The sequence below is a fragment of the Auraticoccus monumenti genome, from assembly GCF_900101785.1.
GTDB classification, from domain to species: domain Bacteria; phylum Actinomycetota; class Actinomycetes; order Propionibacteriales; family Propionibacteriaceae; genus Auraticoccus; species Auraticoccus monumenti.
Window position 1 is genome coordinate 2,010,648 of sequence record NZ_LT629688.1, and the last position, 21,868, is coordinate 2,032,515.

General features: G+C 73.0%; 19 protein-coding genes and 1 tRNA gene. 12 read left to right on the plus strand and 8 right to left on the minus strand.

What is annotated here, in order from left to right; translation table 11 throughout:
- The first annotated feature begins 75 nt into the window (after nt 1-75).
- Together BLT52_RS09275 and BLT52_RS09280 are read left to right on the plus strand one after the other, a co-directional pair.
- Nucleotides 76-1,266: a glycine C-acetyltransferase gene (locus BLT52_RS09275; RefSeq protein ID WP_090592636.1), complete on the plus strand. Its 1,191-nt coding sequence runs from the start codon at nt 76-78 to the stop codon at nt 1,264-1,266.
- Entirely contained in the window at nt 1,259-2,056 is a 798-nt protein-coding gene (locus tag BLT52_RS09280; RefSeq protein ID WP_090592639.1) for a DedA family protein, read from the plus strand. Before BLT52_RS09275 ends, BLT52_RS09280 begins: the two co-directional genes overlap by 8 nt.
- 12 nt (nt 2,057-2,068) lie before the next feature.
- Here the strand turns inward: BLT52_RS09280 and BLT52_RS09285 are convergent, their stop codons facing one another.
- Nucleotides 2,069-2,641 carry a helix-turn-helix domain-containing protein gene (locus BLT52_RS09285; protein WP_090592642.1) on the minus strand — a complete coding sequence of 191 codons (573 nt, stop codon included), beginning with the start codon at nt 2,639-2,641 and terminating at the stop codon, nt 2,069-2,071.
- A gap of 413 nt (nt 2,642-3,054) precedes the next feature.
- On the opposite strand from BLT52_RS09285, the gene BLT52_RS09295 reads away from it, so the two are divergent.
- From BLT52_RS09295 to BLT52_RS09315, 5 genes are all read left to right on the plus strand, one after another.
- On the plus strand, nt 3,055-3,840 hold the full coding sequence (locus tag BLT52_RS09295; RefSeq protein WP_090592646.1) for a class I SAM-dependent methyltransferase: 786 nt from the start codon (nt 3,055-3,057) through the stop codon (nt 3,838-3,840).
- A gap of 737 nt (nt 3,841-4,577) precedes the next feature.
- Nucleotides 4,578-6,782, plus strand: a complete 2,205-nt coding sequence (locus BLT52_RS09300) for an MMPL family transporter (protein WP_090592649.1) — start codon at nt 4,578-4,580, stop codon at nt 6,780-6,782.
- A 22-nt stretch (nt 6,783-6,804) separates the two neighbouring features.
- Nucleotides 6,805-7,962: a sensor histidine kinase gene (locus tag BLT52_RS09305; RefSeq protein WP_090592651.1), complete on the plus strand. Its 1,158-nt coding sequence runs from the start codon at nt 6,805-6,807 to the stop codon at nt 7,960-7,962.
- Nucleotides 7,959-8,621 carry a response regulator gene (locus BLT52_RS09310; RefSeq protein WP_090592653.1) on the plus strand — a complete coding sequence of 221 codons (663 nt, stop codon included), beginning with the start codon at nt 7,959-7,961 and terminating at the stop codon, nt 8,619-8,621. The genes BLT52_RS09305 and BLT52_RS09310 overlap by 4 nt, the downstream gene beginning before the upstream one ends.
- A 644-nt stretch (nt 8,622-9,265) precedes the next feature.
- Nucleotides 9,266-10,042 carry a GolD/DthD family dehydrogenase gene (locus BLT52_RS09315; protein WP_090592655.1) on the plus strand — a complete coding sequence of 259 codons (777 nt, stop codon included), beginning with the start codon at nt 9,266-9,268 and terminating at the stop codon, nt 10,040-10,042.
- 99 nt (nt 10,043-10,141) lie between these two features.
- On the opposite strand, the gene BLT52_RS09320 is transcribed toward BLT52_RS09315, so the two are convergent.
- Genes BLT52_RS09320 through BLT52_RS09335 form a run of 4 tightly spaced genes read right to left on the minus strand, consistent with a single transcriptional unit; the run spans nt 10,142 to nt 14,157 of the window.
- Complete coding sequence (locus tag BLT52_RS09320; protein WP_172804016.1) at nt 10,142-10,966, minus strand: ABC transporter ATP-binding protein; 825 nt, start codon at nt 10,964-10,966, stop codon at nt 10,142-10,144.
- A 14-nt stretch (nt 10,967-10,980) separates the two neighbouring features.
- Nucleotides 10,981-12,054, minus strand: a complete 1,074-nt coding sequence (locus tag BLT52_RS09325) for a FecCD family ABC transporter permease (protein WP_090592657.1) — start codon at nt 12,052-12,054, stop codon at nt 10,981-10,983.
- Nucleotides 12,051-13,094 carry a FecCD family ABC transporter permease gene (locus BLT52_RS09330; protein WP_197679269.1) on the minus strand — a complete coding sequence of 348 codons (1,044 nt, stop codon included), beginning with the start codon at nt 13,092-13,094 and terminating at the stop codon, nt 12,051-12,053. Before BLT52_RS09330 ends, BLT52_RS09325 begins: the two co-directional genes overlap by 4 nt.
- 10 nt (nt 13,095-13,104) lie before the next feature.
- Nucleotides 13,105-14,157, minus strand: a complete 1,053-nt coding sequence (locus BLT52_RS09335) for an ABC transporter substrate-binding protein (protein ID WP_197679270.1) — start codon at nt 14,155-14,157, stop codon at nt 13,105-13,107.
- A gap of 121 nt (nt 14,158-14,278) precedes the next feature.
- On the opposite strand from BLT52_RS09335, the gene BLT52_RS09340 reads away from it, so the two are divergent.
- The 3 genes from BLT52_RS09340 (at nt 14,279) to BLT52_RS09350 (ending at nt 15,360) form a co-directional block, all read left to right on the plus strand.
- Nucleotides 14,279-14,352 (plus strand) — tRNA-Thr (locus tag BLT52_RS09340).
- A gap of 51 nt (nt 14,353-14,403) precedes the next feature.
- Nucleotides 14,404-14,919 (plus strand): DinB family protein, encoded by a 516-nt coding sequence (locus BLT52_RS09345; protein WP_090592661.1) that lies wholly within the window; start codon nt 14,404-14,406, stop codon nt 14,917-14,919.
- Between the two features lie 3 nt (nt 14,920-14,922).
- On the plus strand, nt 14,923-15,360 hold the full coding sequence (locus BLT52_RS09350) for a protein-tyrosine phosphatase family protein (protein ID WP_090592663.1): 438 nt from the start codon (nt 14,923-14,925) through the stop codon (nt 15,358-15,360).
- A gap of 48 nt (nt 15,361-15,408) precedes the next feature.
- Here BLT52_RS09350 and BLT52_RS09355 read toward each other — a convergent pair whose 3' ends face one another.
- Entirely contained in the window at nt 15,409-15,633 is a 225-nt protein-coding gene (locus BLT52_RS09355) for a hypothetical protein (protein WP_090592665.1), read from the minus strand.
- Between the two features lie 90 nt (nt 15,634-15,723).
- On the opposite strand from BLT52_RS09355, the gene BLT52_RS09360 reads away from it, so the two are divergent.
- Nucleotides 15,724-16,602: an endo alpha-1,4 polygalactosaminidase gene (locus BLT52_RS09360; protein WP_090592666.1), complete on the plus strand. Its 879-nt coding sequence runs from the start codon at nt 15,724-15,726 to the stop codon at nt 16,600-16,602.
- Between the two features lie 141 nt (nt 16,603-16,743).
- Here the strand turns inward: BLT52_RS09360 and BLT52_RS09365 are convergent, their stop codons facing one another.
- Nucleotides 16,744-17,754, minus strand: coding sequence for an NAD-dependent epimerase/dehydratase family protein (locus BLT52_RS09365; RefSeq protein WP_090596547.1), 1,011 nt, complete (start codon nt 17,752-17,754; stop codon nt 16,744-16,746).
- Nucleotides 17,755-17,797: 43 nt separating this feature from the next.
- Nucleotides 17,798-18,424 (minus strand): aminoglycoside phosphotransferase family protein, encoded by a 627-nt coding sequence (locus BLT52_RS09370; protein ID WP_197679271.1) that lies wholly within the window; start codon nt 18,422-18,424, stop codon nt 17,798-17,800.
- A gap of 415 nt (nt 18,425-18,839) precedes the next feature.
- Between BLT52_RS09370 and BLT52_RS09375 the strand changes: the two genes are divergently transcribed.
- Nucleotides 18,840-21,863 carry a beta-N-acetylhexosaminidase gene (locus BLT52_RS09375; protein WP_090592669.1) on the plus strand — a complete coding sequence of 1,008 codons (3,024 nt, stop codon included), beginning with the start codon at nt 18,840-18,842 and terminating at the stop codon, nt 21,861-21,863.
- Nucleotides 21,864-21,868: the final 5 nt, after the last annotated feature.

A 21,868-nucleotide genomic window follows, 5' to 3' on the forward strand; every position in this document is an offset into this window, starting at 1 on the left:
GCACCCCACGTCGCGTAGGGTCGGGGCCCGTCGCAGGGACCACCACCGGACGTCAGGACCGCCGAAGGAGACCACGTGTACGGACAGCTGAGGGAGCACCTGCTCGGCGAGCTCGCCCAGATGACCGAGGACGGGCTGTACAAGGTCGAGGCGCCGCTGACCAGTCCGCAGGCCGCGCACATCCGGGTGGCCGACGGGGCGGGGGAGCGCGGCGTGGTCAACCTGTGCGCCAACAACTACCTCGGGCTGGCCGACCACCCCGACCTGGTGGCGGCGGCGACCGAGTCGCTGCAGCGCTGGGGGTTCGGGATGGCCTCGGTGCGCTTCATCTGCGGCACCACGACGCTGCACCAGGAGCTGGAGAGCGAGATCAGCCGCTTCCTCGGCACCGAGGCGACGATCCTCTACTCCTCCTGCTTCGACGCCAACACCGGGCTGTTCGAGACCCTGCTCGGGCGCGAGGACGCGATCATCTCCGACGCGCTCAACCACGCCTCGATCATCGACGGCGTGCGGCTCTGCAAGGCCACCCGCTACCGCTACCCCAACCGCGACATGGCCGCCCTGGAGGAGCAGCTCCAGCAGGCCGCCGGGGCCCGGTTCCGGCTGGTGGTGACCGACGGCGTCTTCTCGATGGACGGCTACTACGCCCCGCTGGACCAGATCTGCGAGCTGGCCGACCGCTACGACGCGCTGGTGATGGTCGACGACTCCCACGCCGTCGGCTTCACCGGTGCCACCGGGGCCGGCACGCCGGAGCTGTTCGGCGTGCAGGACCGGGTGGACATCGTCACCGGCACGCTGGGCAAGGCCCTGGGCGGGGCGTCGGGGGGCTACACCTCCGCGCGCGCCGAGGTCGTCGAGGTGCTGCGGCAGCGCTCCCGGCCCTACCTGTTCTCCAACTCCCTGGCCCCCTCGATCGCCTCGGCGGCCCTGGCCACGCTGAAGATCCTGGAGACCTCGGCCGACCTGCGTGAGCTGCTGAGGGCCAACACCGCCTACTTCCGCCTGGAGATGACCCGCCGCGGCTTCGACGTCCCCGAGTCCGAGCACCCGATCGTCCCGGTCATGGTGGGCGACGCGACGCGGGCGGCGGCGATGGCCGACGTCATGCTGGAGCAGGGCGTCTACGTCCGCGCCTTCAGCTACCCGGTGGTGCCCCGCGGTGCGGCCCGGATCCGCACCCAGATGTCGGCCGCGCACAGCGTCGAGGACCTGGACCGGGCCGTCGCCGCCTTCGAGGTCGCCCGGGAGCGTTGTGCCTGAGCAGCCGGGCGGCCCCGACGACCGCGTCCACCGCGACCCCCACGCCGACGACCCGCTGCCCAGCGAGCGGCTGCCCGACGACGCCGAGGACGCGCCGCCGGCGGAGGAGCGCGAGTGGTGGGACGACCCCCGGATGCCGTGGAAGGGCAAGCCCGGACGCTGGGACCTGGTCTGCTGGTTCGGGATCATGTTCATGGGGCTCTACAGCCTGGTCATGCTGCCCCTGCGCGCCTACCTGGTGGTGGCCAACCCGGTGCTCCAGGCCGGGCTGACCGGCAGCCGCTCCGCCCTGGTGGTGCTCGGCGTGACCGACCACCCGCTCTGGGGTCTGGGGCTGGTGCTCGGCATCCTGTCCCTGCTGAAGTTCCAGTGGGTGTACTTCCTGGCCGGACGGCTCTGGGGCCGCGGGCTGATCGACATGATGCTGACCGGCCGCTCCGCCCGCACCCGGCGGATCGCGGACCGGGTGGAGGGCCTCGCCCGTCGCTACGGGATCCCGGCCATCATCGTGTCCTACCTGCCCATCCCGCTGCCCACGTCGGTGGTCACGCCGGCGGTGGCCATCGCCGGCATGCGCTGGCGCACGTTCTGGACCACCCACATCCTGTGCACGATCGTGCTGCAGTCCTGCTGGGTCGCGCTGGGGTTCTGGCTGGGGGAGCCGGCCAGGGTCGTGGTCGAGGGCTACGCCCGGATCTCGCTGTGGGTCTCGCTCGCCCTGCTCGTCGTGGTCGTGGTGACCGTCGTGGTGCGCCAGCGCCGTCAGACCCCCGCCACCTCGCAGGACTGACCGCCGGCGCGGTCAGTCGGCGTGCTGGTGGCTGCGTTCGCCGTCGCTGTCCAGCACGGTGAGGATCTCCACCGGGCCGTCGACGGCCCCGACCGCGTGCGGCAGCATCGTGGAGAACTCGGCTGCCTGACCCGCGCGGACCAGGACGCTGCGCTCCCCGAGCTGCAGCACCGCCGTGCCGGAGAGCACCGTGAACCACTCCCTCCCGGGGTGGACGCCGCGGTGCTCGGGACCGGTCGGTCGTTCCGGGGTGATCCGCATCCGGGCGACCGCGACGCCCCGGGGAGCACCCTCCCGGGACAGCGGCCACACGGTGACGCCCCGGGCGTGCCTCGGCTCGGGCCGGATCACGACGTCCTCGTCGTCGGCGGGCTCGACGAGCTGGTCGAGGCTGGTGCCCAGGGCGCGGGCGATCGGGACCAGCTGGTCGAGGGCGATCCGCCGGTGGCCGGTCTCGATCCGGCTGAGGGTCGACGGGCTCAGGTGGCAGCGGGAAGCCAGGGCGTCCAGCGACCAGCCCCTGGCCAGCCGGAGCCCGCGGATCCGCTGTCGGATGATGGTCTCCAGCTCAGCATCTTGCGTCATACGCAAGAGTGTATGTGCCGGAAGCATGACGGACCTACGCTGGAGTCATGCCCGCCGCCGAGAACCATCCCAGCGCCCCAGTCGCCCATCCCCCCTCCGCACCCGGTTCGGACGCCGCACGGCGGCACCCAGGGGAGGAGAGCCCGCTCGTGCCGGGGGGCTCGGGGCACGGGCTTGAGGCGCTCAGCGCTCACGGCCTTGACCACCAGCACGGTGACGACGGTGACGACCACAGTCACGGCCGCGGACAGGGGGAGAAGCGTGGGCACGGACACGGTGGCGACGACACCCACGGCCACCGCGGGAACTCTGGGCACGGACACGGTGGTGACGACACCCACGGCGGGAGCCATGGGCACGGACACGGGGGCGACCACAGCCACGGGCACGTCGACGACGCGACCCTGGCCGAGATGCTCGAGATCGACGCCCAGGTGATGGCCCCGGTGCTGGCCGACCTCGTCGAGCAGGTCGCCGAGCAGGCAGGCGCGGGGACGACGCGGGTCGTCGACCTGGGTGCCGGGACCGGAGTCGGCACGGTGGCTCTGGCCCGCCGGCTCCCGGACGCCGAGGTGGTGGCCGTGGACCGTGCACCGGCCATGCTCGCGCGCGTCCTGACGGCCGCCCGGGTCGCCGGGGTGGGCGACCGCGTCCGCACCCTCGAGGCCGACCTGGGGCAGGGCTGGCCGGACACCGGTGAGGTGGACCTGGTGTGGGCCTCCTCCTCGCTGCACGAGGTGCCCGACCCGGCGGCCGTGCTCCGCAGGGCCGCGGACGTCCTGGCGCCCGGCGGGTCGGTGGCCGTGGTGGAGATGGACACCCTGCCCCGGTTCCTCCCCGACGACCTCGGCCGGGGCCGTCCCGGGCTGGAGGTCCGCTGCCACGACGTGCTGGCCCGGGCCGGCTGGAACAGCTACCAGGACTGGACGCCGTACCTCGCCGCCGTGGGTCTCGAGGTGAGCCGCCACCGCCACGTGCTGGAGACGCAGCCGCAGGCCGACCTGCTCGTCCGCTACGCCCGCGCCTTCCTGCAGCGGATCCGCGACTACGTGGGGCAGCACCTCCCCGCGGAGGACCTCGCCGTCCTCGACGTCCTGCTGGGCTCGGGCCCGGAGTCCCTCGAGTCCCGCGGTGACCTCGCCCTCCAGGCCAGCCGCACCCTCTGGCTCGCCACCCGCCCCCCGGGCGTGCGCCGGTAGCGGCGAGTCGCCACCAGACGTCGCCTCGAGGGTCAGGCGGGCGACCGATTCCGGCCACTCGCCACCCGCCGCGCCGGATCCTCGGGCTCCCCGTGACGAGCTGCCCTCCCCTGGACGGCGTAGCCACGGGGTCGACTCCGGGTGCACCACCCTCCAGGTGGCGAGTCGCCGCCAGACGTCGCCTCGAGGGTCAGGCGGGCGACCGATTCCGGCCACTCGCCACCCGCCGCGCCGATCCTCGGGCTCCCCGTGACGAGCTGCCTCCCTTGGACGGCGTAGCCACGGTCGCACTCCTGGCGCACCACCCTCCAGGTGGCGAGTCGCCTGCAGAGGTCGGGACGGGGTCCGGGAGGGCGACCCCTCGGGGCGAGTCGCCCCTAGGAGGGCGTGAGGTGGGTGAGGGCGTCGACGTCCCCACCGCCTCGGAGGTCTCACTGGTCCGGGCAGGGTGCGGCGGCTGTCGACGTCGCGCCGGCCGGCCGGGTCGACCCCTTCTCCCTCCCGGTCCCCGGGGCCATCGGGGGTCGCCCCGGATCGGCGGATCGACGACCGGGCCCGAACGCAGTCGGCCAGGACCCCTGGTGCGGGCCATGGCGCGACGAGCCGCACGTCGTGGTCGACGGCCTTCCGCCGTACTGCGGTTGTCGTATCCGGTGCCTGCACCTGCACGACGACGCGACCAGGGGTGCGTTGAGACGTTGGGGGCATCATCCGAAGAAGAAGTGGAGTGCCACGCCATGGCAAGCATGCTCAGTCGTCTTGGTCGTTTTTCCTACCGGAAGCGGTGGGTGGTCGTCGCCCTCTGGCTGCTCGCCCTCAGCGGGGTGGTGCTGCTCGCGGTCAAGTCCGAGGGCCCGGTCAGCACCAGGGCGACGATGCCGGGGATCGAGTCGCAGGAGGCCTTCGACCTCATCGAGGAGCGCTTCCCCGGCGCCGCTGCCGACGGGGGCTCGGCGACCGTCGTGTTCGTCGCCCCGCCGGGTCAGACCCTGATGTCTGCGGAGAACGCGGAGGTCGTCGACGCCACGCTGGCATCGATCTCCAGCGGTCCTCAGGTGCTCCGGGTGATCCCGCCCTCGACCGGTAGGAGCATCAGCGCCGACGGGTCCACCGGGTTCGCGTCGGTGTCCTACGAGGTGCCGGCATCGGAGCTGACCGAGGAGTCGCGCACGGCGCTGGCCGACGCGGTGGAGCAGGCCCGCGGTGCCGGACTGACCGCAGAGATGTCTGGCTCGGCGCTCAAGACCAGCGCCAAGATGAGTGGTGTGGAGCTCGCCGGCGTCGCGGTCGCCGCGGTCGTGCTGCTGATGACCTTCGGGTCGATGGTTGCGGCGGGTCTGCCGCTGCTCACGGCGATCATCGGGGTGGCCATCTCCTTCCTCGGCGTCTGGACGGTCGCCGGCCCGCTGGACATGGCGATCAACAGCGGCATCCTCGCCCTGATGCTGGGGCTGGCGGTCGGCATCGACTACGCGATGTTCGTCGTCTCACGCTTCCGGGAGGAGCGCCTCGGCCTCGACGACGCCGAGCAGGCGGCTGGTCGCGCTGTGGGAACGGCCGGCTCGGCGGTGGTCTTCGCCGGGCTGACCGTGGTGATCGCGCTCGCCGGGCTGTCGGTGGTGGGGATCCCGCTGCTGGCCAAGATGGGTCTGGCAGCTGCTGGCGCGGTGGTGGTGGCGGTCGCGGTGGCGCTGACCCTGGTCCCGGCGTTGCTGGGCTTCGCCCCGAACAGGGTCCTCTCCCGAGCGCAACGCCGCGGGAGCCTCGACTCCTCGGCTCGCCGTTCCGTGGCGCGCCCCTGGATGCGGCTGGTGCTACGTCGTCCGCTCCTGATCACGCTGGCAGGTGTCGCGCTGCTGGCCGCGATCGCCGTCCCGGCGCTCTCGCTGCAGCTCGGCACGCCTGGTGACGCGTCGCTGTCCACCACCGAGACCCAGCGACGGGCGTACGACCTCCGGGCCTCGGCCTTCGGTCCCGGGTCGAACGGTCCGCTGACGGTGGTGGTCGACGCACGTGGTGCCGCAGACCCGGAGGCCGCGGTCGCGACCGTGGCGGACAGCATCAGGTTGACCAGCGGGGTGGTCTCGGTGTCGGAGCCGACCTTCAACCAGGAGGGCGACACGGCGATCCTCACCGCCGTGCCGTCGACGAGCCCGACCGACGAACGGACCGAGGCCCTGGTGGAGACGCTGCGGGCGGCGCGTCCGGGCGTGGAGGCGGAAGGACGCGTGAGCTACGAGATCACCGGCACCACCGCCCTGGACATCGACATGGCACAGAAGATGCAGTCCGCGCTCGTGCCCTACGTGGGGCTCGTGATCGGCCTCGCCGTGCTGCTCCTGCTGGTGGTGTTCCGTTCCATCTGGATCCCGCTCACGGCGGCGCTCGGCTTCCTGCTGTCGCTGTTCGCCGCGTTCGGGGTGATCGTCGCGGTGTTCCAGTGGGGCTGGGCGGCCGACCTGCTCGGCGTCCAGCAGACCGGGCCGGTGATGAGCCTGATGCCGATCCTCCTGGTGGGCATCGTGTTCGGGCTGGCGATGGACTACCAGGTCTTCCTGGTGTCACGGATGCGTGAGGCCCACGTCCACGGCAAGCCGGCCCAGGACGCGATCACGACCGGTTTCCAGCAGAGCTCGAGAGTGGTGGTCGCGGCTGCCGTGATCATGATCGCGGTGTTCGGCGGATTCGCGGCGGCTCACGAACCCCTGATCAAGATGGTGGGCCTCGGGCTCGCGTGCGCGGTGTTCTTCGACGCCTTCGTGGTCCGCCTGACGCTGATGCCCGCCGTGATGCAGCAGCTCGGCGAACGGGCCTGGTGGCTGCCGCGATGGCTCGACCGGGTCCTGCCCCGGGTCGACGTGGAGGGCCAGTCGCTCGAGGTGGAGGACGGGTCGCCGATCGAGCAGCAGCCGGAGCCGGCTGAGGCGATGAGCGCGCGGTGATCGACTGGATAGTGTCGGTCCGGTGAACGTGCTGGCCGCGCTGATCGCGTTCGTCTTCGCTGCCCTCGGTGCCAGCCTCAGCACCGAGGGCATCTTCCGGCCGGCCGCGGTGCTGCCCGGTGCGGTGCTGGGCCTGGTGGCGAGCGGAGCCCTGTTCGTCTCCGCTCGCCACCCGCGCGCCGCGACGGTCGTCGCGATCGCCTGCGCGGCTGCGGCCTGCGCGGCCGGCTACCTGCCGACGCCGTTGCTGCTGGCCCCGCTGATCGGGTGCCTGTACCGGCTGACGGTTCTCGGCGGCCCCAGGGCGGCCACCGGGTGGACGGTGGTCGCGGTGGGCGCAGTGATCCTGGGCGGGGCGACGAGCAACGCCGACCCGACCGGAGGGGTCCTGCTCCTGGAGACCGTGGGGGTCGCCCTGTGGCTGCTGCCGGCGGTCTTCGCCGGACGGATGACCCACGCCGAACGGGGCTACCTGCAGCTGGTCCAGGCCCGGGCCGAGGACGCCGAACGCAGCCGCGAGGAGGACCTGCGCCGACGGCTGGGCGAGGAGCGGGTGCGCATCGCGCGCGACCTGCACGACGTCGTCGCGCACCATCTCGCCGTCGCCCACGCCCAGGCCGGGACCGCCGCCCATCTGCTGGGGAGGCGTCCTGAGCAGGTACCCGACCTCCTCGCCGGGCTGGAGGGCTCCACGTCGGCCGCGCTGCGAGAGCTCAAGGCGACGGTGGGGCTGCTGCGCAACCCCGACGACGACGCCTCAGCGGCCACCACGCCAGCACCCGGCCTCGACCAGCTCCCGGACCTGATCGCGGCCTGCCGGGCGGCCGGGATGGACGTCAGCATCAGCAGCGACGGGACGCCCCGGCGCCTGCCGCCGCTGGTCGAGCTCACCGCGTTCCGGATCATCCAGGAGGCCCTGACCAACGTCACCAAGCACGCGGTCCACCCGGTCGTCGAGGTCTCCCTGACCTACGACGACGACACCTTCTCCGCGGACGTGGTGAACACCTCGGCCCACCCCGCTCCAGCGGGAACGGCAGGATTCGGGTTGATGGGCATGCGCGAACGGGCGCTCGCCGTCGGTGGGGTGGTCCGGGCCGGCCCGGCCGGCCACGACCGGTACGCGGTCTCCCTCACCATCCCGCTCACCCCCTGGCAGGAAGACCCGGTACCCCGATGATCCAGATCCTCCTCGCCGACGACCAGGCGCTGCTGCGCTCGACGTTCTGCATGCTGATCGACTCCTGCGACGACATGACGGTCGTCGCCGAGGCCGCCAACGGAGAGGAAGCGGTCGAGCTCGCCCGGCTGCACCGGCCGGACCTGGTCCTGATGGACATCCGGATGCCGACCCTCGACGGCCTGGCGGCGACGCAGCGCATCTGCTCCGCGCCGGAGCTGTCGCGCACCCGCGTGCTGATCCTCACCACGTTCGAGACCGACGAGCACGTGGCCCACGCCCTCGAGGCGGGAGCCAGCGGGTTCCTCGGCAAGGACGTCACGTCGGAGGGCCTGCTCGCCGGGATCCGGGTCGTGGTGGGCGGGGAGGCGCTGCTCTCGCCGGCGGCCACCCGCACCCTGATCGGCCGCTTCCTGTCCGGTCCCGGCAGCGTCGGCGAGCCGCCCCTGGGATCGCTGGCGACGCTGACCGAGCGGGAGCGCGAGCTCACCGCCCTCGCTGCTCACGGCCTGTCGAACCAGGAGATCGCCGACCGGCTGGTGGTGAGTCCCCTGACGGTCCGGACGCACATCCACCGGGCCATGATGAAGGTGGGAGCACGCGACCGCGCCCAGCTGGTCGTCGCCGCCTACCAGCAGGGGCTGGTCCGGGTGCGATGACCGGTGGACGGGCCTCCCGGCCCGACTCCCGCCACGTCGCGGCCAGTCGCCCCGAGTGGGCGCCTCACCCGTCGGCCGGGCGACCACTCGAGGCGAGTCGCCTGCAGGGTCGCGGTCCAGAGACCTGTCACGTGGTGACGACTTGCCGCGAGTGGTCGGGTCGGCGGTCAGGAGAGCGACCCGACGCGGCGAGCCGCCACCCCAGGTGGCGAGGACAGACGCCGACGGAGCGCGTCCCCCCAGCGCGATCGAGCTCCGCGGATCCCTGACGACCTCTCCCGGACGACGTCCCACTCACCCGACTCCCGGACCTGGACCTCTCCACGTGGTGGCGACTCGCCGCGAGTGGTCGGGTCGGCGGCCAGAGGAGCGACCCGACGCGGCGAGTCGCCTGCAGGGGTCGCGGTCCTGGACCTGTCCCGTGGTGGCGACTCGCCTGGAGTGGTCGGGTCGGTGGTCAGGAGAGCGACCCGACGCGGCGAGTCGCCACTCAGGTAGGCCTGGGATGGGCCGGGGGTGGGACAGGGGGGTGACGGGTGGCGGGGCGGGGAGGCTAGCGTCGGGGCACGGCTCAGCGACGACCCGGATCGTGGGCCAGCCCGCGGGGTCCGTCCGCGCCGGCGTCCCACGACCCTGGAGGACCCATGCTGACCACACCGGTGACCGACGTCTCCAGCCTCTCGGTCCGCCTCGACGGCCAGGTCGCCCTGGTCACCGGCGGCGCCTCGGGGATCGGCCGGGCCATCGCGGAGCGGTTCGCGGCCTCGGGCGCACGGGTGGCGGTGCTCGACCTCGACCAGGACGCCACCCGGCGCGTGGCCGACGGACTGCCGGGGGAGGCGCTCGCCCTGCACTGCGACGTCACCTCGACCGACTCGGTCCGCGCCGCGGTCTCGGCGGCGCACGAGCAGGCCGGGCCGGTCGACGTCTGCGTGAACTCCGCCGGCATCGCCGCCCTCGCCCCGGCCGAGTCGTTGTCCGACGGCCAGTGGGACGCCACCATCGCGGTCAACCTGAGCGGGACGTACCGGGTCTGCCGCGAGGTCGGCGCCGCGATGCTGGAGCGGGGCCGGGGCAAGATCATCAACCTGGCCTCCCAGGCCGCCACGGTCGCGCTGCCCGAGCACGTGGCCTACTGCGCGTCGAAGTTCGGCGTCGTCGGGCTGACCCGGGTGCTCGCGCTGGAGTGGGCCGGGCGCGGCGTCACCGCCAACACCATCTCCCCGACCGTGGTGCTCACCCCGCTGGGCCTCCAGGCCTGGGACAACCCCAGGGGTGAGGCGCACCAGGCGGAGATCCCGGTCGGCCGGTTCGCCGCCCCGGAGGAGATCGCCGCCGTCGCCGCCTTCCTGGCCAGCGGCGCCGCCGACATGATCAACGGCGCCGACCTCGTCGTCGACGGCGGCTTCACCATCCGCTGACACGCCGCCGGGAGTCTCCGGCGGCTCCGGTGCGACATCTGGCCGCGATGTCGCGGCAGGCCGTCGAACGGGGACGCCCCGGCGCGGAGAGAGAGGCGCTCAGACGGGCTGGGTGGCGTGGTGGCGCCCGATCGGCACCATCAGCGGCTTGCCCGAGACCGGGCAGGGCATCACCGTGCTCGGCATGCCGAAGACGTCCTGCACCAGCGACGGCTGCAGCACCTCCTCCGGGCTGCCACAGGCGTAGAGCCGGCCCTCCGACAGCGCGATCAGGTGGTCGGCGTACCGGGCGGCCAGGTTCAGGTCGTGCAGCACCATCACGATCGTGGTGCCCTGGGTGCGGTTCAGGTCGGTCAGCAGGTCCAGCACCTCGACCTGGTGGCTGACGTCGAGGAAGGTGGTCGGCTCGTCCAGCAGCAGCACCTCGGTCTGCTGGGCCAGGGCCATGGCGATCCAGACCCGCTGCCGCTGCCCGCCGGAGAGCTCGTCGACGGGGCGGTCCACCAGCTCGACGGTGTCGGTGGCCTCCAGCGCGGCGGCGACGGCGAGGTCGTCCGCGGCGCTCCAGCGGGCGAAGGTGCGCTGGTGCGGGTGCCGGCCCCGGCCGACCAGGTCCCCCACGGTGATCCCCTCGGGCGCGATCGGGGACTGCGGCAGCACGCCGAGCCGGCGGGCCAGCTGCTTGGCCGGGATGGTGTGCACGGCCTGCCCCTCGAGCAGCACGTGGCCGGTGCGCGGGGTGAGCAGCCGCGACATCGAGCGCAGCAGCGTCGACTTCCCGCAGGCGTTCGGGCCGACGATGGCCGTCACCTGACCGGCCGGGATGACGAGGTCGAGGGAGTGGATGACCGCCTCGTCGCCGTAGCCGAGGGTGAGGTGCTCGATCTCCAGACCGGGCCTGGGGCCGTCGGTCGGGGGGCTCACGACGTCGTGGCGGCTCACAGGGTGCCTCCGGCTCGGTTGACGCGGACGATGAGGTAGAGCAGGTAGGGCGCGCCGAGGATGCCGGTCACCACACCGACGGGGAGCCGGGTGCCGAAAGCGTACTGGCCGCCGAAGTCCGCGATCAGGGTGAGCAGGGCGCCCACCAGCGCCGCCGGCACCAGCAGCGACCCGTGCGGGCCGACCACCCGGGCGGCGATGGGGCCGGAGAGGAAGGCCAGGAAGGCGACCGGGCCGCAGGCGGCGGTGGCCACGCAGATGACGCCGACGGCGGCGACCAGGGTGAGCAGACGCATCCGCTCCACCCGCACCCCGAGGGAGGACGCGGCGTCGTCACCGAGCCGGGAGGCGGCCAGGTCGCGGTCCTGCACGAGGATGACGGTGCCCAGCGCCACCAGCGTGATCAGGACCGGCAGGGCGTCGGTCCAGCGGGCGCCGTTGAGGCTGCCGGTGAGCCAGCGCAGCGCCCCGGCGATCTCGACGTTGGTGGCCCGCTCGAGCTGCCAGGCGACCACGGCCTGCATCATGTAGGCCGCCCCGATGCCGATCAGCACCAGCCGGGTGCCCGCCACCCGGCCGCGCCGGTAGGCCAGCAGGTAGATGGCCAGTGCGACGCCCAGCCCGGCCGCCACGGCCAACACGGAGACGCGGACGCCGCTGAGCCCGAAGGAGACGATGGCCACGGCCGCCGCGGCGCTGGCCCCCTCGGTGACGCCGATGATGTCGGGGCTGGCCAGCGGGTTGCGGAGCAGGGTCTGGAAGGTGACGCCGGCCAGGCCGAAGCTCAGCCCGACCAGCACGGCCAGGCTGGCGCGGGGGAGACGGAGCCGGCCCACGGTGAAGGACGCGCCCTGGACGTCCTCGCCGAGGAGCACCCGCAGCACCTCCAGCGGGCTGTAGACGGTGGGCCCGAGCACGAGGCTGAGGGCGAAGGCCACCAGCACCAGCGCGGCCAGCACGGCGACGACGACCCGACGCCTGCTGCTGCGGCTGCGTCGGCCGGCGCGGACCCGCGCGACGGTGACGTCCGCGGCCTCGGTGGTGCTGGAGGTGGTGTCGAGGACGCTCACAGCTCACGCACCTTCCGCTGGCGGACCACGGCGATGAACACCGGCGCCCCGACGACGGCGGTGATGATGCCGACGTCGACCTCGCTCGGCGGGAGGACGACCCGGCCCAGGACGTCGCCGGCGATGAGCACGCAGGCCCCGCCGAGGGCGCTGAAGGCCATCAGCCAGCGGTGGTCGACGCCGACGAGCAGCCGGCAGACGTGCGGCACGACCAGCCCGATGAAGGCGATCGGCCCGCAGACCGCGGTGGTCGCCCCGCAGAGCACGACCCCGCCGACGGCGGCCAGCAGCCGGGTGCGGGTGACGTGCACGCCGAGGCCGGCGGCCAGCTCGTCGCCGAGACCGAGCAGGTTGAGCCCGCGGGCGGTGGCCGCGCAGACCACGGCGCCGGCGAACAGGAAGGGGATGAGCCGTAGCAGCCCCTCGTCGGTGGCGCCGCCGACCCCGCCGACCTGCCAGGAGACGACGTTCTCGGAGATGTCGGGGCGGGGCAGCACGACGGCGGTGACGAAGGAGGTGAGGGCGGCCGCGGTGGCCGCGCCGGCCAGGGTCAGCTTGAGCGGGGTGGCCCCGCCGCGACCCAGCGACCCGACGAACCAGACGAAGGCGGCGGCCAGGGCGGCGCCGGCGATGGCCACCCAGATGTAGCTGGTGGGGGAGGCGAGACCGAAGAAGGCGATGCCCACCACCACGGCGAGCGAGGCGCCGGTGTTGATCCCGAGGATGCCCGGGTCGGCCAGCGGGTTGCGGGTGATGCCCTGCATCACCAGCCCCGCCACCGACAGCGCGGCACCGGCCAGCCCGGCGAGCAGGGTGCGGGGGACCCGCTTGGCCACGGCCGCCCGGTCGAAGCCCTCGGTCGAGCCGAGGAAGCCGGCCCAGATGTCGGCCAGCCCCACGCCCCGGGAACCCAGGGCGATGGAGCCGGCGCAGACCAGGAGCAGGACGGCGACGAGCACGAGCAGGGCGCCACCACGCACCCGCCGCGAACGCCGCAGCAGGGTGGTGGTCTCGACGGGTGCGTCGGTGGCGGTGCTCACGGGCAGGTGCTCAGCCGGCCTCGTTGCCCGCGACGGCGTCGGCGAGCAGCGCGGTGTAGTCCTCGATCAGGTACGGGGTCGAGAGCACGGTCGGGTTGGCGGCGGTGCCGATCGGCTGCGACCCGTCGAGGTTGACGATGGCGTCGTTGGCCACGGCGGGCAGCTGGGAGAGGACCGGGTCGCCCTTGAGCGCGTCGATCAGCTCGTCGCCGCCGTAGGTGACGATCACGTCGACGTCGGAGAGCTCGTCGGCGCGCTCGGTGCTGAGCGAACCGGAGTAGCTGCCGGAGTCACCGGAGGCCTCGACCACGCTCGGAGCGGTCTGCATGCCGAGGTCGTCGAAGAACTGGCTGCGGGTGTCGGCGGCGGTGTAGAAGTTGATCTCGCTCAGGTCGGTCGGGTCGACGTGGGTCATGAACATGCCGTTCGCGCCCTCGAGCTCGGGGTGCTTGCCCACGGCGGTGGCGATGCTCTGCTCGACGTCGGCGACCAGCTGCTCGCCCTCCTCGGCCATGCCGAGCGCGGCGGAGTTGATCGTGATGGTGTCGCGCCAGGCGGTGGCCCACGGGGTCTCGGGGTAGGCGACCACGGGTGCGATCTCGCTCAGGGTCGCGTAGTCCTCGGCCGTCATGCCGGAGTAGCCGGCCAGGATGACGTCGGGCTCGGTGCCGGCGACGGCCTCGAAGTCGTAGCCGTCGGTCTCGTCGAACAGGACCGGGGTCTCCGCGCCCAGCTCGGTCAGCTTGTCCTCGGTCCAGGGCTGCACGCCGTCGCCGTCGTCGTCGCCCCAGGTCATCTTCGACATGCCGACCGGGACGATGCCGAGGGCCAGCGGCACCTCCTGGTTGGCGAAGTCGACCGTGGCCACGCGCTCGGGCTGGGTCTCGATGGTGGTGGTGCCGAGGGCGTGCTCGATGGTGACCGGCGTCCACTCGCTGCTGCCGCCACCGGAGGCCGGGGCCGCGGGCTCGGTCGAGGGAGCGGTCGCCCCGCCGCAGGCGGCCAGGGTCAGGGTGAGCGAGAGGGCGGCCACGGGCGCCGCGAGCATGCGGGTGCGAGTCACTGGGATCTCTTCCGGAGGAGGAACGGTAGGTAAGGCTTACCAAAGGTAAGGCCTGGTGACCTGGTTGCGCACCACCGGACGAGTGGTCTCCGTCACGCACGTCCGGCACAATGACCGGGTTGCCTCCGTAGCTCAGTCTGGTAGAGCAGCTGTCTTGTAAACAGCAGGTCGCGGGTTCGAATCCTGTCGGGGGCTCGGTCACCAGGCTGGTGCCGTCGCACCAGCAGCATCCGGTGGAGGTGGGACGTGGGTGAGGTCGTCGAGGGCGCCGATCCGTTCACGGTCGGGGAGGCGGGCGAGCGCGTCCAGCTGGAGGCGTTCCTGGACCACTACCGGGCCGCGCTCGAGGCCACGCTGGACGGTCTGAGCGAGGAGGAGGCGCGACGCAGCCTCGTCCCCTCCAGGACGACGCTGCTCGGGCTGGTCAAGCACCTGGTCTTCGTGCAGGGCGTCTGGTTCACCGAGGCCGTCACCGGGACCCCGCGGCGGGAGCTCGGTCTGCCGGCGACGCCGGACGAGTACTTCGTGCTCACCGAGCAGGACACCATCGACAGCGTCCGTGCCGCCTTCCGCGAGGCCTGCGACGTGGCCCGGCGCCAGGTCGAGGGTCGCTCGCTGGACGAGGTGGTGACCGGCCACCGGTTCGGCCCCTGCACCCTGCGCTGGATCCACCTGCAGTGCCTGCGCGAGCTCGCCCACCACTGCGGCCACGCCGACATCCTGCGCGAGCAGATCCTCGCCGCGCGAGGGTCCGAGGGGTAGCGCGTGACCGGCTGGGGACCGGAGTCCGGGGTCGTCGAGCTCCCGGACGGTCGTCGCGTCCGGGCCACCGGCCTGCGCCGTCCGCGCGGGGACGTGCCACCCCCCGACCTCGCCGTGTACCTGCTCGGCCGGGACCCGCAGGTCCGCGGGTGGCCGTACCGGTGGGTGCGCTGGCGGGACTTCGGCGTACCGGCCGCGACCGAGGACGCCCTCGACGCGCTCCGTGAGGCCCACCGACGCGCGGAGGGCGAGCGGGTCGAGTTCGCCTGCGGTGGTGGCGTCGGCCGCACCGGCACCGCGTTCGCAGCCCTGGCGGTCCTGAGCGGTGTGGACGTCGACGACGCCGTCGGCTGGGTCAGGGAGCACCACCACCGGCGGGCGGTGGAGACGCGAGGGCAGCGACGGTGGCTCGCTGAGGTCGCGCCGCTCCTCCACGGCTGAGTGTGGACCGCCGCCCACGGCCATCAGCGGCGGTGGTCGGTGCCGTGCTCAGTCCTCGGGATCGAGGGAGGGGGACGTCCCGTCGACGTGCTCGACTCGCCGCTGCTCCCGCCATGCGACCCAGAAGCCGTAGAGGGCCATGGCGACCCCCAGCAGCACCAGCCCCGCGAGCCACCGGCTGACGGCGTCGGAGGCGAGGATCAGCTGCACCACCGCCAGCACGGCCACCGCGGTCAGCAGGACGGAGATCCGGAGCGACGCCTGGGGGCTCATACGGGGAGGGTAGGGCCCGGCTCACCGCTCGACCATGACTGGGAGCACCGTTCGTGGCTGGTAGCCCCGGGACTCCTCTACCCTCCGACCATGACCAGGCGAGCCGGGCTCCGCAGCACGGGCCGCCTCGCGGCGGCGGTCACGGGCGCGGCTGCGCTCGCCCTGCTCAGCGGCTGCGCCGCCCCGGTGGCGGAGAGCGACCCGGTCGACGGCGCCACCCCCGCCGGCGACGCGACGAGCGCAGCCTCCGCACCGGCGCTGTGGCCGGCCGGCGCCGCCTTCGACTACCAGCTGGGTGGGGCCTCGCCACCACCCGAGGGCGTCACCGTCGTGGTCCGGGACAGCACCGATCCGCCGGCTGACGTCGGCTACGACATCTGCTACGTCAACGGTTTCCAGAGCCAGCCGGGGGTGGAGTGGCCCGAGGAGTTGCTGCTCCACGACGCGTCCGGTGAGCTGCTCGTCGACCCCGGCTGGCCCGACGAGCATCTCTTCGACACCTCCACTGCCGCCTACCGCAGTGCGGTCACTGAGCGGCTCGCCGTGGACGTCTGGGCCTGCGCCGCGGCGGGGTACGAGGCGGTCGAGTACGACAACCTCGACTCGTACACCCGCTCCGAGGGCGCGCTCACCCTCGACGACGCCGCGGCGCTGGCCGCCCTCCTGGTGCAGGAGGCCCACGCGGTCGGCCTCGCCGCCGGTCAGAAGAACACCGCGGAGCTCGGGGACCGGGGCCGCGACGAGATCGGCTTCGACTTCGCGGTCGTGGAGGAGTGCGCGAGCTTCGAGGAGTGCGCCGACTTCACCGACGTCTACGGCGACGCCGTGCTCGACGTGGAGTACACCGACGACCTCAGCGCCGACTTCGAGGAGCTCTGCGCCAGCGGTGACGTCCCGGCCAGCACCATCCTGCGCGACCGGGACCTGGTCGTCCGTGGCGAGGAGGGCTACACCTACCAGCGCTGCTGACGCCTCGACGTCACCCGTTCGTCCGTCGGGACGTGCGTCCCAGAGCCCGACAGCGCGCACGGAGCACCGTCGGGCTCTGAGGAGCACGAACTGACGAGGACGCAGCCGGTCAGCGGACGGTGACGACCGTCTCGAGCGGCCTCAGGACGTCGAGCCGGTGCCCAGGCTCCCGGCCCACTCGACCAGCCGGTCGAAGCCGGCGTCCAGCTCGGCGGCCACCTGCTGACGCGACGGGTCCTCGTCGTACCAGGCGACCTGGTCGAAGGCGGCCCGGTCGTAGCGGATGGTGGTGGCGAAGTCCGGCACCAGGGCGCGCAGCTTGGCGCAGTCGAAGACCATCGAGTGCGCCTTGTCCCCGACCAGCCCGTCGCCGACCGAGGGGATCGCCCGGGCGATGCTCTCCGAGGCCACGTGCACCAGCTCCGGCTCAACCCCGGCTGCGCGGCCCAGCCAGCTGTAGATCTGGTTCCAGGTGGGCGCGTGGTCGCCGGTGATGGTGAAGCTGTCGCCGATGGCCTCGGGGTGGCCGAGCAGCCCGACGAACCCGACGGCGAAGTCGTCGGTGTGGGTCAGCGTCCACTGGGTGGTGCCGTCGCCGTGCACGACCACGGGCTTGCCGGCGCGCATCCGGGCGACGTCGGTCCACTGACCCGAGGTGGGGATCAGCGTGTGGTCGTAGGTGTGGGAGGGCCGCACGATGGTGACCGGGGTGCCGTGCTCGCGGTTCGCGCGGACCAGGACGTCCTCGCAGGCGATCTTGTCCCGGGAGTACTGCCAGAACGGGTTGTGCAGCGGGGTGGACTCGGTGACCGGCACCCGCGCCGGCGGCTTCTGGTAGGCCGAGGCCGAGCTGATGAACACGTACTGGCCGGTGCGTCCGGTGAAGGTGCGCAGGTCGGCCTCGACGTGGTCGGGGGTGAAGGCGCGGAACTGGGCCACCACGTCGAACTCGCGGTTCCCGACCGCGGCCGCCACGGCCTCGGCGTCGGTGGCGTCGGCGGTGAGCCGCTCCACCTCCTCCGGCAGCTCGCGGGTGGTGGAGGAGCCGCGGTTCAGCACCGTGACCCGGTGCCCGCGGGCCACCGCGAGCCGGACGCTGGCCGTGCTGATGATGCCGCTGCCGCCGATGAAGAGCAGGTCGAGGTGCTTCATGCTGCTGATGCTGTCAGTCCACCCCGGACGCCGGGGCGGCGGGTCACCTCCGGCCGCGTCGGGCCCGCTCCGCCGCACCCACCCGCACCCGGCCCAGCCACTCCACGCCCATCCGGTGTCCGTCGGGGAACTGGTCACCGACGTCCCAGCGCCAGGTGGTCACCATGGCCAGCACCAGCAGCCGGCAGTCCTCGAGCAGGACCGGGTCGGCACCCGGGTAGAAGGGATCGACCTCCTCCGGCGCGTGGGCCAGGTCGAACTCGACCGGGCCGCGGCAGACCGTCTCGAAGTCGATGAACACCGGTCCGGACGAGGTGCTGAGGACGTTGCCCGGGTGCGGTTCGCCGTGCAGCAGCTGGTCCCGGCCGGAGGCGGCGACCGAGCGTCCGGTCTGGCGCAGGACGTCGCGGAGCAGCTCCCGGTCCGGCTCGCCCAGGCCGGGCGTCAGGGCGCGATCGGCCAGCAGCCGCTGGGCGGACTCCACCCGGTCCCCGGCGGAGGGGACCGCGACGTCCACCGTCCGCATCCCCGCGTGCAGCAGCGCCAGCGCGTCGGCGTAGTCCGCCGGTGCGACGGGGGAGGTCGTCGGCTCGTGGTAGGTCCACAGCGTCACCACGAACCCGTCGCGCTCGTGCACCCGCGGCTGCACCCGGGGGTCGAGGGCGGCCACCGGACTCCCGGTGGCGGTCGAGGCGGGAGGCGACGTCCACCTCGAGCCCGGCCACCTGGGCGTCGGCCGGCGCGACCCGGGCCAGCACGTCGCAGGGGAGCAGCCGCAGGACGAGCTTGTCGGAGTCCTGCAGGACGACCGCGTCCTCGACCAGCAGACCGAGCGAGGAGGCGGTGGACCGGGCCGCCGCGGTCGCCCGGACAGCCCTTGACGTCTCCACCTCGGCGACGATAGGCCCGTGCCGCCCGGCCCGCACCGGAGTTCCCTGCGCCGCCACGCCCACGTCGCAGGACGCGGATCCGACCCCAGGTCTTGTCAGCCCCCACCGCGTGTGGTGGTGTGAACGAGCACGCACCACCCACCCCTCACCACCCGGGGCGTCGCCCTCGGCGTCGTCGCCCGCAGGAGGCGCACCATGCCCGCTCTACCCCCAGCCACCCGCCGGCGCCGGCCCGCCGCCCTCGCCGCCTGGCTCGCCGCCGCGGCCCTGACCCTGCCCCTGCTCCCCACGGCCACCGCCGCCGCCGAGCCGTCCCCGGCCGCCGTCCCCGCCGACGTCGACGCGCTCGGTCTGGTGCCGCAGCCGGTCGCCGTCGAGCTCGGCTCCGGTGCCTGGCAGCCCACCGCGGGGATGCGCATCGCCGCCACCGGCGCGGCCAGACCGCTCGCGCAGGACCTCGCCGAGGAGCTCCGCACCTCCACCGGCTTCCGGGTCCCCGTCCCCTCCCGCCCGAAGCCCGGTGACCTGCAGATCGTGGTCGACCCGGACGCGGACTACACCGTCGAGGGCGCCGCCCCGACCGAGGAGTCCTACGTCCTGGACGTCACCGGCGACGGCGCCACGCTCACCGCCACCACCGCCCACGGCGCCCACAACGGCATCCAGACCCTGCGCCAGCTGATGCCGGCCTGGGTCGGCAGCGACCGCGTGGTGAACACCGACTGGTCGGTGCCCGCGGTGCGCGTCGAGGACGCCCCCCGCTTCGAGTACCGCGGCGTGATGCTCGACGTGGCCCGCTCCTTCCAGGACGTCGACATGGTCAAGCGCTACATCGACACCCTCGCGGGGCTCAAGGCCAGTCACCTGCACCTGCACCTGGCCGACGACCAGGGCTGGCGGATCGAGATCACCAACGAGGGCCGCGCCGAGGGCGACACCATCGACTACACCCGTCTCACCGAGGTCTCGGGCAAGACGTCGATGAACGAGAACGGCTACCAGCAAGAGCTCGGTCGCAGCGGCTACTACACCCAGGAGGAGTACGTCGACATCGTCGAGTACGCCCGGGACCACTTCATCACCGTCGTCCCCGAGATCGACGTCCCCGGGCACACCAACTCCGCGCTGCACGCCATCCCCGAGCTCAACACCGAGCGCTCCCTGCCCGCCCCCGACCCCGAGACCGGGGTGGTCGACTGGAACGGCACCGGGGCGGTGGGCTACTCCGCGCTCGACGAGCAGCACCAACCCACCTACGACTTCGTCAACCACGTGTTCGGTCAGATCGCGGACCTGACCCAGGGCCCGCTGGTCCACGTCGGGGGCGACGAGTCCACCGCGATGGGCCACGAGCGCTACGTCGACTTCGTCAGCCGCGCCGTGCCCGAGGTCCGTGAGACCACCGGCGCCGGCGTCATGGGGTGGACCGAGTTCGCCGAGGCCGGGCTCAGCGAGGGCGAGGGCTACTGGGAGGGCTCGGTCGTGCACTACTGGGTCGGCTCCGGTGACTGGGTCCGCGACTTCGTCTCCAAGGGCGGCAAGGCCGTGGTCTCCGACGCCAGCCGTTCCTACCTCGACATGAAGTACGACGCCATGACCCCGATCGGCTACACCTGGGCCTGCAGCGGTGACTGCGACTACCCCCGCTACTACGAGTGGGACCCGACCACCGTGGTCGAGGGCGGGCTGGCCGAGGAGGGCATCCTCGGCGTCGAGGCCCCGATGTGGTCAGAGACCATCCGCGGTGAGGACCAGGCCATGTACATGGCGCTGCCCCGGGCCGCGGCCATCCTGGAGACCGGGTGGACGCAGGCCGAGGACAAGGACGTGGACTCCTTCTCCGCCCGTCTCGGCGAGTACGGGGCCCACCTGACCGTCAACGACACCAACTACTACGAGAGCCGTCGGGCCCCGTGGCAGTGGAGCCTCGCCGGTCTGGACGCCACCGTGCGCCGCGGCCGCAGCGCCACGATCGACGTCGGCCTGGTGGCCGCCCCGGGCACCAAGCTGTCCGCCGACGGCACCTCGCTGGTGCCCGACACCTCCACCGACGACGGCGACCCGGCCTCGCAGAGCGTGCTGACCGAGCCGCTGAGCGCGGTGCTGGTCTGCGGCGACACCGAGCTGCCGGTCACCTTCACCGCGGAGGAGACCCGCAACGAGCTGCACGCGGCCGGCACCTACACCGCCCACGTCACCGGCAGCTTCACCGGCGCGACGGACTGCGAGCTGCAGACGTCGGCGGGGGAGAGCGCCCCGGTGTCGGTGAGCCTGGGACAGCCCGCGGCCCAGCCGGACGTCGACCTCGGTGAGCCCACGCTGGAGGTGGAGGAAGGCCCCATCGACAACGGTGCCTGGTTCTACCTGACCGTGGAGGGCTTCGCCCCCGAGGCCTACCTGGACGTGCTGATGGACGACACGCTGGTGTACCGGCTTCGCACCGACGAGCAGGGCCGCTTCGACCGCACCGCCCTGGTGCCGCGGGGCACCACGGACGGTGAGCACGAGCTGACGATCCGGCAAGGGGACCGGAGCGCCGAGGTGGTCCTCGACGTCGAGTCCGACATCCTGCCAGCGGTCGCGGTCGCTGCCGACGGCACCAGCCAGGAGATCGACGCGGTCAACCCGGCGAGCCGTACCGCGGGCATGCTGGCCCTGTACACCCCTGCCTTCGGCGACTCCACCCAGACCGACCAGTCTGGCGGCGAGGCCGTGCTCGAGGAGACCGAGACCCCCGGGTCCTACCGTGTCATCCAGGTCTGCACGGCGCTGACCACCTGTGCCGACCCAGGCAACAACGCGATCCCGGAGAACGGGGTGGTGCTCTCAGCCGCCCCCGGAGGCGATCCTGACGTCCGGCTGTTCCTGCGCGACCACATCAAGGTCGGTGACGTGGTGGAGCTGCAGAACCTCATCCGGACTGCCACCACGACGGTCGACGGCGTGAATCTCCCGTCCCGGGGGGCCGACCAGCTGGTCGTCTACACGTCGGCGGCGGGGCGTGAGAGCACCGGGACCAACGAGTGGGGCTACGAGGTCACCGTGGTCGACGGCCGTGTGGTCGGACGTGGCGGCAACGACCAGCAGATCCCCGACGACGGGTACGTCCTCTCCGGGCACGGCCTCCGCGCTACGTGGCTGTCCGACAACGCCGTGCTGGGTGCACGGGTGGAGCTGGACGGCTCCACGCTGACCGTGACGTACATCGCCGGCCCCTGACCGGT